Source organism: Rothia sp. CCM 9416 (assembly GCF_048513535.1).
Taxonomy (GTDB): domain Bacteria; phylum Actinomycetota; class Actinomycetes; order Actinomycetales; family Micrococcaceae; genus Rothia.
In genome coordinates this window covers 16,630-32,751 of record NZ_JBLXXR010000013.1, presented here as the reverse complement: position 1 = coordinate 32,751, position 16,122 = coordinate 16,630, and the positions used below count along the sequence as shown (strand labels likewise).

14 protein-coding genes are annotated in these 16,122 nt (G+C 54.6%); 5 read left to right on the top strand and 9 right to left on the bottom strand.

Annotation, left to right across the window (positions count from 1 at the left end; genetic code table 11):
- Nucleotides 1-7 precede the first annotated feature (7 nt).
- The 3 genes from ACN080_RS06640 to ACN080_RS06630 form a co-directional block, all read right to left on the bottom strand.
- A complete protein-coding gene (locus tag ACN080_RS06640; protein WP_419098947.1) occupies nt 8-712 on the bottom strand; it encodes a potassium channel family protein in 705 nt (234 codons plus the stop codon).
- The gene (locus ACN080_RS06635) at nt 705-2,042 is read right to left on the bottom strand and encodes a TrkH family potassium uptake protein (protein WP_419110985.1); all 1,338 of its coding nucleotides are present in this window, start codon (nt 2,040-2,042) and stop codon (nt 705-707) included. Before ACN080_RS06635 ends, ACN080_RS06640 begins: the two co-directional genes overlap by 8 nt.
- A 155-nt stretch (nt 2,043-2,197) precedes the next feature.
- The gene (locus ACN080_RS06630; RefSeq protein ID WP_419113348.1) at nt 2,198-3,601 is read right to left on the bottom strand and encodes an FAD-dependent oxidoreductase; all 1,404 of its coding nucleotides are present in this window, start codon (nt 3,599-3,601) and stop codon (nt 2,198-2,200) included.
- Nucleotides 3,602-3,973: 372 nt separating this feature from the next.
- Here ACN080_RS06630 and ACN080_RS06625 point away from each other — a divergent pair, with 372 nt between their 5' ends.
- The 5 genes from ACN080_RS06625 (at nt 3,974) to ACN080_RS06605 (ending at nt 7,962) form a co-directional block, all read left to right on the top strand.
- Complete coding sequence (locus ACN080_RS06625) at nt 3,974-4,318, top strand: hypothetical protein (protein ID WP_419110987.1); 345 nt, start codon at nt 3,974-3,976, stop codon at nt 4,316-4,318.
- Nucleotides 4,319-4,571: 253 nt separating this feature from the next.
- Nucleotides 4,572-5,804 carry a hypothetical protein gene (locus ACN080_RS06620; protein WP_419113347.1) on the top strand — a complete coding sequence of 411 codons (1,233 nt, stop codon included), beginning with the start codon at nt 4,572-4,574 and terminating at the stop codon, nt 5,802-5,804.
- A gap of 138 nt (nt 5,805-5,942) precedes the next feature.
- Nucleotides 5,943-6,119 (top strand): hypothetical protein, encoded by a 177-nt coding sequence (locus ACN080_RS06615; protein ID WP_419104113.1) that lies wholly within the window; start codon nt 5,943-5,945, stop codon nt 6,117-6,119.
- A 22-nt stretch (nt 6,120-6,141) separates the two neighbouring features.
- The gene (locus ACN080_RS06610; protein WP_419104112.1) at nt 6,142-7,299 is read left to right on the top strand and encodes a sensor histidine kinase; all 1,158 of its coding nucleotides are present in this window, start codon (nt 6,142-6,144) and stop codon (nt 7,297-7,299) included.
- 12 nt (nt 7,300-7,311) lie between these two features.
- Nucleotides 7,312-7,962, top strand: a complete 651-nt coding sequence (locus ACN080_RS06605) for a response regulator transcription factor (protein WP_419104111.1) — start codon at nt 7,312-7,314, stop codon at nt 7,960-7,962.
- A 10-nt stretch (nt 7,963-7,972) separates the two neighbouring features.
- Here ACN080_RS06605 and ACN080_RS06600 read toward each other — a convergent pair whose 3' ends face one another.
- The 6 genes from ACN080_RS06600 to ACN080_RS06575 all read right to left on the bottom strand — a co-directional run bounded on the left by ACN080_RS06600 (nt 7,973) and on the right by ACN080_RS06575 (nt 16,037).
- Complete coding sequence (locus ACN080_RS06600; RefSeq protein WP_419104110.1) at nt 7,973-9,124, bottom strand: putative glycoside hydrolase; 1,152 nt, start codon at nt 9,122-9,124, stop codon at nt 7,973-7,975.
- An 8-nt stretch (nt 9,125-9,132) separates the two neighbouring features.
- On the bottom strand, nt 9,133-10,839 hold the full coding sequence (pelF, locus tag ACN080_RS06595; RefSeq protein WP_419104109.1) for a GT4 family glycosyltransferase PelF: 1,707 nt from the start codon (nt 10,837-10,839) through the stop codon (nt 9,133-9,135).
- Between the two features lie 65 nt (nt 10,840-10,904).
- Complete coding sequence (locus tag ACN080_RS06590; protein ID WP_419098937.1) at nt 10,905-12,173, bottom strand: hypothetical protein; 1,269 nt, start codon at nt 12,171-12,173, stop codon at nt 10,905-10,907.
- Nucleotides 12,174-12,530: 357 nt separating this feature from the next.
- Nucleotides 12,531-14,834: an FdhF/YdeP family oxidoreductase gene (locus ACN080_RS06585; RefSeq protein WP_419113346.1), complete on the bottom strand. Its 2,304-nt coding sequence runs from the start codon at nt 14,832-14,834 to the stop codon at nt 12,531-12,533.
- 41 nt (nt 14,835-14,875) lie between these two features.
- Nucleotides 14,876-15,742: a formate dehydrogenase accessory sulfurtransferase FdhD gene (fdhD, locus tag ACN080_RS06580; protein ID WP_419113345.1), complete on the bottom strand. Its 867-nt coding sequence runs from the start codon at nt 15,740-15,742 to the stop codon at nt 14,876-14,878.
- The gene (locus tag ACN080_RS06575; protein ID WP_419113344.1) at nt 15,729-16,037 is read right to left on the bottom strand and encodes a DUF6457 domain-containing protein; all 309 of its coding nucleotides are present in this window, start codon (nt 16,035-16,037) and stop codon (nt 15,729-15,731) included. The genes fdhD and ACN080_RS06575 overlap by 14 nt, the downstream gene beginning before the upstream one ends.
- Nucleotides 16,038-16,122: the final 85 nt, after the last annotated feature.

The window sequence follows — 16,122 nt, the reverse complement described above, 5'->3', positions numbered from 1 at the left end:
GAACCTTTTACTGCAGATAGTTCCGAGCGAACTGTTCAACGGCCTGGGGCGTCCCAGAAAAAAGGATCGTGTCGTTGGACTCAACCGGGAAATTATCGGGTAAATGGTGCCAGGTTCCTTTTGAGTCTCTGACGGCAGTAACTGCGATCCCGTGCTCCTTAAGCAGGGACCTGGTATAGATCTCTTTACCGACAAAGCCTTGTGGAGCTGCAGATAAAACCGCTACGCAGTTGCTATCAATTTGGATGTATTCTTTCAGGCTCCCCTGGAGCAGGTGGGCAACGCGTTTACCCATGTCACGTTCGGGGAAAACGACTTTTTCTACCCCTAGCTGCTGCAGAATAATACCGTGCTGATCTGAGACGGCCTTGGCCCAGATATTTTTGACCCCTTGCCGGATTAAGTAAGAAGTGACCAAAATACTGGATTCCAGGTGGTTGCCAATAGCCACAACAATTCGATCAAAATCTAAGATGTCGAGCTGCTCTAGGGCTTCTTCTTGGGTGGCATCGGCTCGCACAACGTGACTGAGCCGGCCGTTCAACTGCTGAACAACGCCGGGGTCACTATCAATACCCAGTACCTCGGCACCGTCTTCCATAAGTTCTAAGGCTACCGACTGGCCAAAACGCCCCAGACCTATGACAGCTACCGATTTACGCTCGCTGACCAGCTCTGGGCTAAAAAAGGAGAGTTTCTTCTTGCTAACCAATGATGGGCCTTTCTTTGGGGAACTCATAGTTGACGGGTTTACGGCGGTAGGCGAAGGCGGCAGCTGCGGTAACTGGACCCACCCGGCCTATGACCATAAGAACGATCAGAATAACCTTGCCGGCATCTGGCATCATGGGGGTGATCCCGGTGCTCAGGCCCACCGTAGCGAAAGCGGAGATAGCTTCAAAGGTGAGCTGGTCGCTGGTAAAATCTGTGATGAGCGCCAGGGCAAAAATACTGATAAAGACAAAAGCACAACCTAACAGGAGCACCGTGGTTGCTTCACGATGAACCGAACGTGATAGACGCTTACCGAAGATGTTTACTGCCCCCTGGCCACGGATTTCCGCAAGCATCAAAAAGAAAAGCACACCGAAGGTTGTAATTTTGATGCCGCCGGCTGTTCCTGCTGGCCCTCCCCCGATGAACATCCATAGGTCAACGAACATGGTTGTTGCCGGGTGGAACTGGGCTATATCCAGGTTGCTAAAGCCTGCTGTTCGGGTAGAAACAGATTGAGCGAAGCTATTGAGAATTTTTTGGGAGGCACTCATAGGGCCTAAAGTGCCCGGGTTGTTCCATTCCAGGATAGCGAACCCAAGGGTGCCTACGCTCAGAAGCAGAAGCGTCCCATAGATAACAAGCTTGGTTCCCATACGCCACAGCCGCCTGTTAGAGCCGTAACGGCGTAGTTGCATGAGCACGGGAAACCCCAGGCCACCCAGGATAATCAGAAAGCTAATGGGTAGAAGAATGAAGGGGTCATGGTTAAAACCCATCAAGCTATCGGAGTAGAGGGCAAAGCCTGCGTTATTGAAAGCGGATACCGCGTGAAAGACTCCGTACCAGGTTGCCTGCCCTAGGGGCATATCGTAACCCCAGTGAAAGCGTAGGGTCAGGGCAAGGGCACCGCAGGCTTCAAAAAGCAGGGATGTTTTAACGATGCCAAGCACGGCTTTGCGCATGTTGAAGAGGCCGTTGCCTCGCACTTCTGCAGAGGCTCTGAGCTTGGCGCTGAATGCTAGATGCCTGCCCTGGAGTGATGCACCAATAGCCGTTGCCAGGGTCATAACCCCCAGGCCGCCCACCTGAATCAAGATCAGGATGATGACTAAACCCGTGTTTGACCAGTAGTTGGGGGTATCCACGGTTGAAAGTCCGGTCACGCAGGTTGCTGATACAGCGGTGAAAAGATTATCAATGACCCTGGTGGAAGAAGGGTCCAGGTGGGAGATAGGCAGGAGCAGGAGAACAGTGCCCATCAGGATTACAGAGAGGAAACCGTAAAAAACACTGCGCTGAGGGTTGATTCGGGAAGAACGTAGCACAAGGTTTATCTTAGGTACTGTTACCTGCTCAGGGCTGAAGTAGCCACAAAATATCCTCCGGGCGTGTCTTTGGGGCTAGACCCTCTTGATAGCGAAGGCCTAGGGGTGCCCTCTCCAGGGGCCAAGGGAACTGATTGGAGAGGGCACACCCGGTTTTACTCTGCGCGAGAGATGGCGGTCATTTCTTCGCGGTCTACCACCTTAATGCGGGCGCGAGGCTCACCGGCGGCATCGGTTGCCGCTGCACCCAGGGCCTTTTCGTGGTCGTCCAGGCGGTGCCAGCCTTCCCAGGTGGTGTAGCGGATGCCCTTGCCCTTGAGGAAGTTCTCAATGTCGGCGGGGTCTGTAGCTTCTGCAGTATAAAGGTTCTCGCGGTCCTCAAGCAGGTGGGTGACGGTTTCGAGGGCGTCGGACTTGGTGGAGCCGATCAGGCCAACCGGGCCGCGCTTAATCCAGCCGGTGGCGTAGAGGCCGGGGACGGGCACATCGCTGTCGTCAATGACGCGACCCTCTCGGTTGGTGATTACGCCGCGTTCGGAGTCGTAGCCTACCTCGGGTAGTTCTGAGCCGAAGTAGCCGATGGCGCGGTAGACGGCCTGGACGGGGTAGTCGATGAACTCGCCGGTGCCGGTGACGCCACCGTTGCCGTTGAGCTGGGTGCGTTCCATACGAATACCGGTGACCTTACCGTCCTCACCCAGGATCTCTGAAGGTGCCTGCAAAAAGTGCAGGTGCAGGCGGCGGGAGGCGGTGCCGGGGTTTCCCTTCTGCTCCTCTAGCCAGCCCTCGAGGGTCTTCATCATGACCTTGGTCTGGGCGTTGGTTTCCATGGCTTGGCGGGAGGCGTCATCGAACTGGAAGTCTTCTTCGTAGAGCACGATGTCTACATCGCGGGAGTGGGCTAGTTCGCGCAGTTCCAGGGGGGTGAATTTGATCTGGGCGGGCCCGCGGCGACCAAAGACGTGAACGTCGGTGACGGGTGAGGCTTTAAGGCCCTGATAGACGTTGTCGGGGATTTCGGTAACCAGCAGGTCGTCGGCGTGCTTGGAAAGCACGCGGGCAACGTCCAAAGCCACGTTGCCGTTACCGAGCACAGCGATTTCTTTGGCTTCTAGGGGCCAGGTGCGGGGGTAGTCGGGGTGGCCGTCGTACCAGCAGACGAAGTCGGAGGCACCGTAGGAGCCATCCAGCTCAACACCGGGGATGTTCAGGGAGGCATCCTTGATGGCACCGGTGGCGAAAATGACGGCGTCGTAGTGCTTGCCTAGGTCTGCCAGGGTCACGTCGGTGCCGTAGTCTACGTTGCCAAAGAAGCGGATGTCGCCGCGGTCTAGTACCTTGTGCAGGGCTTTGATAATGCCCTTGATGCGGGGGTGGTCGGGGGCTACGCCGTAGCGGATTAGGCCGAAGGGGGCCGGGTAGCGGTCGAAGATGTCGATGGCTACAGGGACATCGCCTGAGCGGACTTCTTCGGACTTGGTGAGGATGTCGGCGGCGTAGATACCGGCGGGGCCTGCGCCGATGACGGCAACACGGAGGGCGCGGGGGGCTGAGGACACGGGTTTTCCTTTCGGCGCCGGTGGCTGTGGACTTGACCGGCTGAGGACGTTTTTCACAATTACCCATTAGTCTACCGCTGGGGGCTGGGTTAGGTTAACCTTATAAGCCGTCAATTCAGCTTGAGCGCTTTTCAGGAAGACATATGTACTAAAGTGTGAGCACTGAGCGACTGCCCTTGTCGAAGTTTTCAAGACACACTCCTTACTGTCCTTGCTCGCATGTGGGCAGAACATCAAGAGGGATCTGAAAAGTCAGGACTTAAGTACTATGTTTCACACAATGTATTGAATCTCATAATCAAAGGAGTATATTCCAGATTACAGAAACTATCTCTTTTCTGTAATCCGAAAACTGCAGCACTCCCCTAGGAGATGACTCTCATGCCAGCCTTCAAGAAGAAAGCTATCGGCTTATTTGCCCTGACCGCACTTACCCTCACCTGCGTGTCGAGGATAGCACCAGCAGGGGCAGAAACCACCTTTGAGCAGAACCTTGATTATATTGTTACCTCGGTAGGGGCAGAGGCCAACGACCAGGCTATCCGCGCTGAGATGTTGGAGGGGCTTCAGGAATATGCCCAGGAGCAGGGCCTCACCCTGGAGCAAGCCGCCCAGCGGGTTGCAGATGAGTCCCGAAGCTACAGCACCAATACCTTTCCACACGAAACTGCCAGCTCCTCTCAGGCAGGGCAAGCAGACCTCAACTCAGGTGGATGAGCAAGAAAAGTAGCTATGGGTAAGGCGCGGTAGGTATAACTGCTCCCAACTGGTCTGGGCGGCTTATAAATCAACAGATCCCAACGTAGATTTAGACTCTAACGGTGGACCCGGAGTCTACCCGGCAGATATTGCTAAATCCCGCTGGACCACCTGGTACGAGACCCGCTCCTAGACTCCGCATTTCTCGTCAACAGTGCGTGGGCACCTAGATCAAGGTGCCCACGCACCACCACTTCTACAAGGTACAGCCATGAAAAAGTCATCTACCGCATCGCTAGCCGCCGCCCTCCTCCTTCTTACTGCCTGCACCCACGGCAACCAACAAATCAGCACCACCCCACCCGAAGAGCAACTAGCCAACAGCGTCATCGCCTACTCCATGTCAACCGACTACCGAGCCGCCGGAGGGCTTGAGAATAACCCCGGCGGTAGCATCCTCTTCTACAACCCAGACACCAAGACCTGGACAGATGTCGCCACCGATGGCATGGAGCACTCCAGGCTTACTTACCGAGACCAGACCCTCTACTACACCGACTACCAAACCGATTACGCTCTCACCCCCAAGGGCCTCACCACCGCTGAACACCAGGACCACCAAGCACCCCGTATTACGCTCATGTTCAGTATCCCCCAAGACCGGGGAGGAGGCATGGTTGCCCTAGCAAACCAAGGAAGCGAAGATGACGGCTCAGGCTATCTCTGGGATATTATCGTTACCCAGGGCAACAAGCGCACCGTCCACCCACTCGAACACTATATTGGCTACGCGGCCCAATGCGAAGACGGTAGCGTCTGGGGCTGGAGCAATCCCTACCTGACCTCCAATACCAGCGACTACGGCGCTGCTAACGCCCCTCAACAAATCTTGCAACTCTACCCCGATTTTAAACCTGATCCTGTTGCCACCATAGAACACGAACACCGCTACAGCACAGGAAACTCCTTAGACTGCGCCGATGGAGTTCTCTACTACATCATTGACAATTACAAACCAGAGGTGACAGACCCCTACGGGGGTGGGCCTGATGATTTTGATGGCTCTAGCCTAGTTTCCTATGACACCCGAACCGGAATATTCGATAAACGTGATATCAACGGTGACTGGGCAATTCGTAGCACAGATGAAATGTGGAACAGTGAGCTGATTTATAGACATATCTACCAGGGAGGGTTGTACTGGATCTCTGGAAGCGGCGACCTTGTACGGACTGATCTCAAAACGGCCCACAACACCAAGATACTCACGCTCCAAGGTTACGACATCGAAACTGAGTCCCCCGGTTTGATTGCATTTGAAGGCCCCTACCTCTTCCAATCTATTCCCCGCTTTGGGCGCGATACAGACTTCTACCGCTACAACCTCACCACCGGAGAAATGGAATCCCACGCCAAACTACCCGACTACAAAAACGTAGACAAAAAATACCAGTTCCCCTCGGCTATGGTGATTACCAACCTAGATAAAGCACTCAAGCTCTAGGTCTTCGCCCCGCCAAAAATTCAGAGCAACAGAAATCAAGGGAATAAGAATAAAGGTTGTACTATCACCTGCCCTCCTTGACATCAGAGCCTCCATAGAATTACCTGGTGATAGACATAACCTAAAAAGAGAGTACCTATGAAATACCTAGCTCTGGCCCTGCTCACCCTGACCAGCACCTTCACCGCCCCCACCGCAGCCTCAGCCGCAGAGCTACCCGCTCAGGGGCTTCTGGTATCTAGCTCAAATGACCCAGAAGCTATCAGGTGCGACCGGGGAATTTCTAGACTCTTCCCCTGGTGCTGGAAAGCGTAAACAATTTTTCCCGCCATTACTGATGCACAGTCTTTTAGAAACCGGTAGGCACCTCCAAGAGGTTCGGCTCCCACCCAAGGCCAAAAGAGCAGCTCTCATCATTACTGTTGCTCTGCTAGCTGTCGAAATCTTCTTAGCTTTCACCGCCCCAGCGGACGAAGCTCTAGTACGTGCTTACTGCCTTCTGCTAGTTCTAGCTCTCGCTCTGAGTGTCTCAGCCCGGGCCCTGCCCACGGCCTACATCTTTGGCATCATCACTATCGCCGCCTTTACCCTCAACGACCAGGTATCCGAACTCTTTTTTCTCCTGGGTATGTTTGGTTTTCCCTTAGCAGTACTCCTGGCAAGCTCCCGGCAGGCACTAGCCCTGGCAATCTCACTCTGCATTGCTCTCTCCAATGGCTTCATGGTTGGTAGCATGGTCTACACAATAATCGTCGCCATTTCGCTCTTCTTTATCTTCTTCGGCCTCCCTTTTAGCCTGCGCCTAGCCTGGGAACAGAAAACAGCCAGCGACCGCAAATACAAGCAACTCCAAGAACAGGTAGCAGAAGCCAACAGAGCACTGGCCCGCGAACTCCACGACACCATAGCCCGGCAGATCAGCATCATTGGGCTCAGCACCAACCAGGCGCTCAGCGCCCCCACCCTGGATGCTAAAGACACCGCACTCACAACCATTCAAGAAAAAACCCATAGGGCCCTAGCCGATATGCGCCTACTCATTCAAGCAACCAGGGCAGACCACAGCATCACGGCACTCCCAGAGGTATCCCCGGTCACCATCAACCTTGAAGAATCCATCAACCAGGCCATTGCCCGCCTGACCAGCAAGGGCTTCACGGTGGATGCTCACATCGACCTAGCCAGCACAGAGATTCCCGAAGGCGTACGCCCCACCCTGCACAAGGTTATTGAAGAGATTCGCTTTAACGCCGAAAAATATGCTGCGCCCGGCAGCACTATAAAGGTGACAGCCCACCCCAACCTCACCGGTATCACCATCGCCACCAGCAACCCCCTACCGGCTATCACCGGCAAGAAAAAGCGTTCGCCCAGCACCGGCTACGGGCTAGTCGGGATCCAAGAACGCATCCGCAGGCTGGGCGGAACCATCAACTACGGAGTAGAGGGCCAGACCTGGCGGCTAACCATCAACCTACCCCTGGTTACTGACTAAGAAAGGCCCAGCATGAAGACAACAACCGTGGCCGTAGCCGACGACGTCCCCGAAATTCTCGAACTGCTCAGCCTCTACATCGAGAGCCAAGAAGACCTACACCTGGCAGGCACAGCCACCAACGGGCAAGAAGCCATAGAACTGGCAACCAACACTCGCCCCCAGGTCTTCCTCATGGACCTACACATGCCCGGCCTGGACGGTATCCAAGCTACCAGCCAGATCCTTGCCACCTACCCCGACACCAAAATTATCGCCATCACCACCTTTGATAGCTACGACTACGTCCGCAAAGCCCTCCAAGCCGGGGTAGACGGCTACCTGCTCAAGAACTCCCGGCCACGAGAAATCAAACAGGCCATCACCGCAGCTATTGAGGGGCGCGCCATCATCGACCGCCGGGCGCTAGCCAGCCTGGTAATCTCCATGAATATGACAGAACCGCCCCAGGGGGACCCCTGGAGCGAACTCACAGAAACCGAACAGGGCATCGTCAAGCTAGTCTGCCTAGGTAAAACCAATCAAGAGATAGCAGAAGAACTCCACTACTCACTCTCAACCGTCAAAAATGCACTATCCCGCATTTACGACAAGCTGGGTGTAGCCACCCGCACCCAGCTCCTTGTTCACGCAGGCCACCACAACTTCCCGGTCTACGGCTAGAAGCGCGCCCCTACTGCAGATCAAAACGCCGGGCAATAATCAGGCCACCATCGTCTTGGGCCTGAACCAACATACCCTGGTGCGGCGGGATAGAAATCGTACCGTTCGCATGTCCACTACCGGGAAAGTTCAGCGCAGGGCTCACCTGATCAGTAAGGTTAACCGCCGCCCAGCCCTTCTCAAAGCTACGCCCATAAATACCCAGTGCACCCTCAATGGGGCCGGTCGGTTGGCCAAGATCCCAGGCTAGCTCTTCAACCCAGGGGGTGTCATTGTGGGCATCATGGGCACCGGCAGTCACCGCCGACCACTGACCACCACCAAAAATCCAGAAAGCCGCAAGAGCCATCAGAAAGTTGGGGTGCTGCAGGTCTCCATCAGTGGAAGCCCGCAACAGGGTTAACCTTCCCTCACCCTGCGCCTGCTCCCCCTGCATGAAGTTCCGAAGGTTGGCCTGGGGGCTAGGCATCATCTGCTTAATCTGAGCCACCGAGCTATTGGCATCCAAAAACTCGTTCGGCCCCCAGCCCAAGAAGACCTCTTCAAAACCGCCGCCGTAGGCGCTATGGCGCTCCCACTTACCCTCATCCCTGCGGGACTCAGCAATGTTCGGAACCAGGATTTTGCCGCGCGCGTTCAGGGCCTGACCGGCCTCTGAGATCAGCGCGTCAAGGCCACGGTGGACTACCTCGATGCTTTCTGCGCCCTCAAGGGGGAAGTTCAAACCGTAGTAATCCCCGTAGATATCGTTATCTGCAAGAACACCATCAAAGGGGGAATCCGCAATCTCCTCCACCACGTTCTGAGTCCAACGGCTCCGGTAGGAGGCATCCCAAACTCGCATCTGGTAGTGCCCCCAGTAACCGTTCCACTCGATCTTGTCACCGTTGAGGCGACGAGCAAACCACCCCTGAGCCTCAGCTTCAGAATACGAAACACCGGAGGTGTAAGGTGCGCTCTCTTCATACCTACGAGCTGAAGATAGGCACTTATAGGCCAGTACGATGATATTAGGGTTGAGCTCTTTGAGCTGCCGTGCAGCCTCCCTCTCCCCCGGTTGGACCAAGGCCACCGCGTAATGTTGAGCTGCAAATTCAACCTGTTCGCGGGTAATTGGGTCGCCTCCGTAGCGTACCCATAATCCTCGACTGACCGTAGTCATGCCACCTCCTAGCTATTAGCCTCAATGTAATCTATGTTCTGGTCACCTTCGGCAACAACCGCGCTGGGGACACCCGCCAGCGAAGTGTGTTCTTGGCCAGGCTTATAATCCAACTTGCCCAGCTTGCGATAGATGTAGTTATAACGGTCCATCACATCGTGAAGCTGGAAGAACTGCAGTACGCGTTCACGAGCGTTGAGACATAGCTGCTCGTAGAAGTCCGGGCTATTCATAATCCGCTTGAGTGCATCTGCGAAACCTTGCGGGTCACCGGCCTGGGTAAGAATTCCGCAACGCTCAACGTGTGAGCCATCCTCAGAGACAAGAACATCATCAATCAGCTGGGACATACCACCCACATCCGAACCAATCACGGGGATTGAAGCACTCATCGCTTCCAAAGCAACGATAGGCTGGCCCTCGTTGTAGCTGGGCATGACCAGCGCATCAAAGAGACCCAGCTTTTCACGGACATTAACGGTTCCGTGGAAGGTGAAGTAGTCTTCAAGGCCGCGCTCCGCGATAGCCTCACGGCACTTCTCATAATAGGACGGAAGATGTTCGGTGGGGCCCAGGCAGTCAATGTGAAGCTTGAAGCCTTCATCACGGAGAATCGCCACCGTCTCAATCAGGTCGATCAGGCCCTTAATAGGAACCACACGGGCAATAAAGACGAACTTCCAAAGGTGGTTTGTGCCCTCTTGAATAATCGTTTCACGGGCATGGCGACGGAGTGCGTAAGCCTCATTGACATCAGAAATCAGCATGCCGTTGGGCAAGATAATGGAGCGTTCACGGATGCCATGAAGCCCCTGAGCCTCGTCAATGGCCTTGGGGTAAAGGTAGGTAATCAGATCCGCGCTGGGGTAGCAGAAACGACCCATCTGAATCCACCACAGCATCCAGGCGCGCTCTTCGGGGGTAACATCAAAAACGTCGGGATCCTGGACAGTCACGGGGAGGGACATATTCCGGTCCAAGAGAGTGTTCACGGTGTCACGGACGTAGAGGTTATGTTCCGTTAGCAGGAAGCTGCTCCCATTATCTCGTGCCCCGGCAGCACCGATGAGAGATGCGTACCCTGTGGTGTGTGCGTGGTAAACCCTAGCGTAGGGAAGACGCTCATGCAGGAGCGCATAAGCAAGAGAAAAGAAGGTACGGATTAGCCAGAAAGCATCAGAAAAGCTCATGTTATCGAGCGGGAGGCGTTCAAAGAGCACCTCCATAAATTCCTTGCTACCAAGAAGCCCCCACCCGGGAAACTCCCGGGTTTTCTCTGAGAACATGCGGTCATAGACCCGCCACAGAGGATTAACATCGGCTTCTTCTGTGAGCGCATACAGGGCATCGAAGAGTTCGTGCGAAGCCGCAATCCGCTCCTGGGCATTCAGGTGTAGCTTCTTGGCGGAATCAGAATAGGACTCCCGGTGCTCGTCGAAGCTCAAGAAAATGGTCTTAACCCAGAGTACGTTCTCTGGGACCCCGTAGAGGTCCTTCATGGGGGAATCTCTGTCCCAGGCAATGTGAATGATGCCGAACGTCAGATCTGGGTTACTGGTAATAATGTCGTGGACAACCGCCGAAACCCCACCCTTGAGATAGGGGTAGGTGGACTCCATCGTAATAGCCACATCAACATCAGGGTAGTTCGGGTCAGTGTAATGCGCGCCGGAATCAGGCTTAAGAAGTTCTTTGTAGGTGTTTTCTACAGTCATGGTGCCTATCTTCAAATGTCTAAAAGGTGCAATTTGGGGAAGAGCGATCAATAGGGGGGAGAGAACTACCAGGTGACAGCGTGCCGCCAGAAAAGGTCGTAGGCAGGAAGTTTCCAGGTCTTGCGGAAGGCTATGTAGGCAATCGTGACAAGCACGACCTCACCAGCCATGATGATGAAGTAGCCATTGGTATTCGGGATAAGGGCGAAAGCAAGCATGCACAAAATCAAATGTGCCAGACCTAAGACCTGAGGAATCAGATGGGACCCCAAGTAATCAACCTGGTAGCTGTAGATAGCAACAGCCAGGAACATCCACGAAGACATGATGATGCTAAAAGCCAAGATAACCGAGTCTGGCAGGTAGAAGAACATGAAGACTGCAACGAAGACAGAGCAGATACCAGCCATCAGCAGGGTGCGCTGTGTAGCCTGCAGAACTCGGCGTTCCACCTTCTTCGAGTAGCTCTGAACCTGGCTATAACCTCTGGTCTGGATAGCCTCACGCAGCTTTGCCACAGCACGGTCAACCTGTTTTGCCTCAGCAGCGAAGAAATAGTTATAGGCAACAACAGCAGGGATAAGACCCATGTAGATGGTGACAACCTGCAGTTCGCCACCCTGGGAGATAAAGAAGATGTACTTATCTGCCCAAAGGACGGTACCAATTAGGAAGCCACGGAGCATCTCGCGTGCAACAACAGGGTAGTAAAGCCGTTTGAAGAGGCTCAGGTAGCCAATGTAATCGCGAATTACAAAGAGCATGACCAAAATACCCATGAGAGGGGGGAGGAACCAGATCTTGGGGGCGATCAGCAGGGCAAGGGCGTAGGCCAGCCAGGAGAAACCCCAGGCCTTACGGCTATCGGTGGGCAGATTAGCCACAACCAGAAGCTGCCCAAACATGACGTTTAAGAAACCCAGGAGCAGGAAAGCCATCAGAACAGTCAGGTTCCAGTGCAGAGCAAAGTAAAAGGGAAGAGCGAAAAGGATGAGCGCGGGCACTACTGCCAGGCAGGTTGAGACCCAATATTCAGCGAACCTTTTGGTGCAAGCCTCCAGATCACGCTCCCCCAGCAGGTCGTCCATAGCTTTATAGACGGGCAGGCAGATGCTCTGGGACATCCAGGGCACAGTAATGGAGACTGCCAGAATCACCTGTGTGAGGGCTACACCGCCCAGGGTCACCTCAGAAATTTGCGGGGTGACTAGCGGAAAAATAGTGGTTAGGAGGATGACGGGGGATAGATAAAGCAGAAATTGAATCAGAAATTTACGCTTTCGTGGATTTATTATCTTGCCCCGACGAGTAGATGTCATAAGTGCGGTTGACATAGGTAGATCTTTCTTAGGTGCGATTCCCTCTTCTTTATTTAGAACCATTATCCCAGTATCGGTGCTTGTCAAAAGCAGGGTTTTGCCCCCATTCAGGCTTTGTCACCATAATGTGGGACAGAAATCCAGGGCGAAAACTGACAAGTGAGCCAGGAGCTCAGGGTGAGGACCCAGCACCCGTCCCCCAAAAGGGGTAAAAGAAACATAAGCGCTAGTCAGGGTCATAAAAATGGCATAAAGAATACCAGTAAATTCGGGGCATCACATTCCGGGGCGCATATTTTCTAGACCCCGGTCAGCAGAACTTTAAAAGGAAAAAGGGGGCAGACCTAGCGGTCTGCCCCCCTCCCCAACTCGCTATACCTCTGCTTGCCGCCCTAAAGACTCAAGGCGCACCAGCACAGACTTATAAACCGGCGTATTGGAACCTTTAGCTGCTGAATCCAGCGGGACCAAAACATTCCCCTCAGGAAGATAAACAGAGCAACAACCGCGCGCGTGATCATACTCAATGACGCGGAAGTTAGGGGCGCGGCGCTCCCCGTCCTCCCAGACAGAAACAATATCGACCAGGCTGCCATCCTGCAGGCCCAGCTGAGCAATATCATCCCTGTGCATAAAGACAACTCGGCGGCCCTGACGAACACCCCGATAACGATCGTCAAGCCCGTAAATGGTGGAATTGAACTGGTCGTGAGAGCGCACTGTTGATAGCAAAAGGTGACCGGCAGGAAGATCCAGCACGTTTGTCTCGTTCACCGTTAACAAAGCCTTACCGTTCTCAGTATTGAAAACACGCTCACGCGGGCCATTAGGCAGGTAGAAGCCCCCGGGCTTCTCTATGCGCTCATTGTAGTTCTCAAAACCAGGCACAGTGGCCTCAATCGCATCACGGATCAGAGCGTAGTTATCAATCATGGGCTGCCAGAAGTCATCCCCAAAAGTTTCGCGCCCCACCGAGCAGATAATATCTACCTCAGATTTCAGGTCCAGGTCATTGTTGGCCTTACGCTTACCGACGGAGGCTGAAACAACCCCAAAGGAATTCTCCACGGTAACTTTCTGAGGGCCACTGGCCTGGATATCCTCATCGGTTCGAGCACGGACCGGCAGAATCAGGGCTTTTTCCCCGGGCCAAGCATGTGACCCGTTGGGCTTGGTGGAGAGGTGGACCGTCATCTCCTGGCTGCTCATGGCCTTCTCACAGGCAGCGGTATCGGAGGCAACACGCACCAGGTTTCCACCCAGAGACATAAAGAACCGGTTACCACCATCACGCATCTGGCGTAGCGCCTTAACGGTATCTAAACCATGCTCACGGGGAACGGGAAAACCGAAGTGCTCTTCAACTGCTGCCAAGAAGGGCTCAGGCATCTTCTCCCAGATACCTACCGTCCGGTTGCCCTGGACATTGGAATGGCCCCTAAAGGGTGCGCTACCGGCGCCCGGCTTACCGATATTACCGGTCAGGAAGAGGAAGTTCATGATCTCACGCAGGGTGCCTACCGACTCGCGGTGCTGAGTAACGCCGAGCGTCCACGAAACAATAGCGCTCTCGGCCCGCTCCACCAAGTCAGCAACCCGAGCCACCTGAGCGGCAGAAATGCCTGAACCAACTTCAAGCTCGGCATCATCAAGGCTCAGCAGATGCTCCTTGAGCTGCTCAAAGCCGCTGGTGAACTTGTCGATAAAAACATGATCCAGGGCATCACGCAGAATCAGCTCCTTATTGAGCTGCTGGAAGAAGGCGCGGTCACCATCAAGACGTACCTGCAGGTACTCATCGGCTAGTTTCTCTGGAACCACCATACCCATAGGTGACTGAGGCTCCCGAAAGGCCATCAACCCGGTTTCAGGCATGGGGTTGAGCACCACCATCTTGCCGCCGTTTTCCTTCATTTTCTTAAAGCTAGTGAGCGAACGCGGGTGGTTGGTGCCGGGGTTCTGCCCCACAGAAATCAGCAGGTCGGTGGTTTCAAGGTCGCTCATGGTGATGGACCCCTTGCCCAGACCCGCTACCTCTTTAAGGGCTACCCCCGTTGATTCGTGGCAGAGATTACCGCAGTCTGGGAGATTATTTGATCCCAAGCGTCGGGCCAATAGTTGGAAAGCATAGGCGGCCTCGTTGGAGGCCCGACCGGAGGTATAAAAAACCGCTTTTTGAGGGTCAGTGCGCTGGAGTTGCTCAGCGATCAGGGCAAAGGCTTTCTCCCAGGAGACGGGGCGGTAGTGGTCATCACCGCTGGAACGGTCATAGAGAAGAGGTTCGGTGATACGCCCCTGCTTACCCAACCAGAAATCCGTCTTAGTTCGTAGCTCTGTCACTGAGTAACGTGCCCAAAAATCAGCCCCCGCCCGATCAGCAGTGGTCTCCTCCGCAATAGCCTTAGCACCGTTTTCGCAGAACTCCACAAGATTCATGTCATTCTGATAGGGCTCAGGCCAAGCACAGCCTGGGCAATCTACGCCCCCGGGCTTATTCATGGTCAGCAAAGGCAAGAGACCCCGCGCAGGAATGGCATGCTGCATTGCGTGGATAACTCCCCCAGGACCTGCCGCCACCTTTACTCGATGACCTACCTTAGGGTTATCAAAGGCCGTGGGGTTAGCGCCCTCGGCCCCCGACAAGGAACTACTCTTTTGCCTCAACACTTTAGCCATAGCATCATTCTAGCCCCCTGAGCACACGGGATCAGAGAATCTCACCTGCTATGTTCTGCTATATGCCCCGCATAGAGAGTAAAGCGATTATCCCGAGTGAAAGCAATGAGGGTCAAGCCCGCTTGGCGGGCAAGATCAACAGCTAATGAAGACGGCGCAGAGACCGCCACTAAGGCAGAAAAACCAGCTAAAACAGCCTTTTGCACCAGCTCAAAAGAAGCCCGGGAACTAACCACAAGGGTCTTGCCGGGCACATTCATATTCTGCCCAGATTCTGGCTCCCCCAACTCCCCCTTTAAAAGCAGATAGCCAATAACCTTATCCACAGCGTTATGGCGGCCAATATCTTCGCGCGCAACGAGCATACTGCCCTGTGAATCAAAAACAGCCGCCCCATGAATTCCCCCGGTTTTACCAAAAAGCACCTGCCGCTCCCGGAGTTGCTGGGGAAAATCCAGTATCTGCTGTGGAGTCAAAGCCGCAGGCGCAATCGGCCTGTTGGCCTTACCCATAATCGACTCAATAGAAGTAGAACCACACACCCCGCAGGCTGAGTTCGTCACGGTCAGCCGCACATGTTCCAAGCCCGGAGCGAGGACTGCGCCTGCGCTGGTCAGATCCAGCACGTTATAGGTATTAGCGCCATCTGGACCGGTAGCCCCGGCACAGTACCGGGCAGCCCTGATGTCCTCTGCACCGCGAATAATGCCCTCAGAATGTAAAAACCCATGTGCCAGCTCAAGGTCATGCCCCGGCGTGCGCATGGTGGTGGTGATAACACACCCATCCAGACGGATTTCTAGGGGCTCCTCGGGGGTCAGCGACTCAGTTCGACGACTAGATGTGAAGCTACCATCTTCACCCAAGACATAGCGGGTTGCCGCAAGGCTACGGTTAAGCCTGCCCATCAGCTTCCTCCACCACATCGTCGATACCGGCGATAGCCACAAGCGCTTGGGCTATCGCATCGGGTGTTGATAGAGCGCCAGCCTGACCAGAACCGGCTTGAGCTGCAGCATAGCCCACCAAAAAAGCCGCCAGAGGTGCAGCGGGACGAACCACACCGTGCGCTACCCTCTTGGTCAAGCCAAGTAAGTGAGGGGTTAGCTCGCTGATAAGCGCTGGATCAAGGTCTAGTTGAGCAGATGCCCGGCGCAGGAAGTCACGAGCGATCTCTAAGTCACCAGGATTTTTCTCAGCCATAGCCCTCCAGATCAGGATCAAAAAGGTTCCCTTCCAAGATACACTCCCCCGCAAGCCACCCCTGGGACAGCCTCTCAACACAGCC

Excerpts from the sequence above, each read along its gene's own strand:
- ACN080_RS06625 (WP_419110987.1), top strand. The coding sequence starts at position 3,974 with ATGACTCTCATGCCAGCCTTCAAGAAGAAAGCTATCGGCTTATTTGCC.
- ACN080_RS06620 (WP_419113347.1), top strand. The coding sequence starts at position 4,572 with ATGAAAAAGTCATCTACCGCATCGCTAGCCGCCGCCCTCCTCCTTCTT.
- ACN080_RS06615 (WP_419104113.1), top strand. The coding sequence starts at position 5,943 with ATGAAATACCTAGCTCTGGCCCTGCTCACCCTGACCAGCACCTTCACC.
- ACN080_RS06610 (WP_419104112.1), top strand. The coding sequence starts at position 6,142 with ATGCACAGTCTTTTAGAAACCGGTAGGCACCTCCAAGAGGTTCGGCTC.
- ACN080_RS06605 (WP_419104111.1), top strand. The coding sequence starts at position 7,312 with ATGAAGACAACAACCGTGGCCGTAGCCGACGACGTCCCCGAAATTCTC.
- ACN080_RS06600 (WP_419104110.1), bottom strand. The coding sequence starts at position 9,124 with ATGACTACGGTCAGTCGAGGATTATGGGTACGCTACGGAGGCGACCCA.
- pelF (WP_419104109.1), bottom strand. The coding sequence starts at position 10,839 with ATGACTGTAGAAAACACCTACAAAGAACTTCTTAAGCCTGATTCCGGC.
- ACN080_RS06590 (WP_419098937.1), bottom strand. The coding sequence starts at position 12,173 with ATGTCAACCGCACTTATGACATCTACTCGTCGGGGCAAGATAATAAAT.
- ACN080_RS06585 (WP_419113346.1), bottom strand. The coding sequence starts at position 14,834 with ATGGCTAAAGTGTTGAGGCAAAAGAGTAGTTCCTTGTCGGGGGCCGAG.
- fdhD (WP_419113345.1), bottom strand. The coding sequence starts at position 15,742 with ATGGGCAGGCTTAACCGTAGCCTTGCGGCAACCCGCTATGTCTTGGGT.
- ACN080_RS06575 (WP_419113344.1), bottom strand. The coding sequence starts at position 16,037 with ATGGCTGAGAAAAATCCTGGTGACTTAGAGATCGCTCGTGACTTCCTG.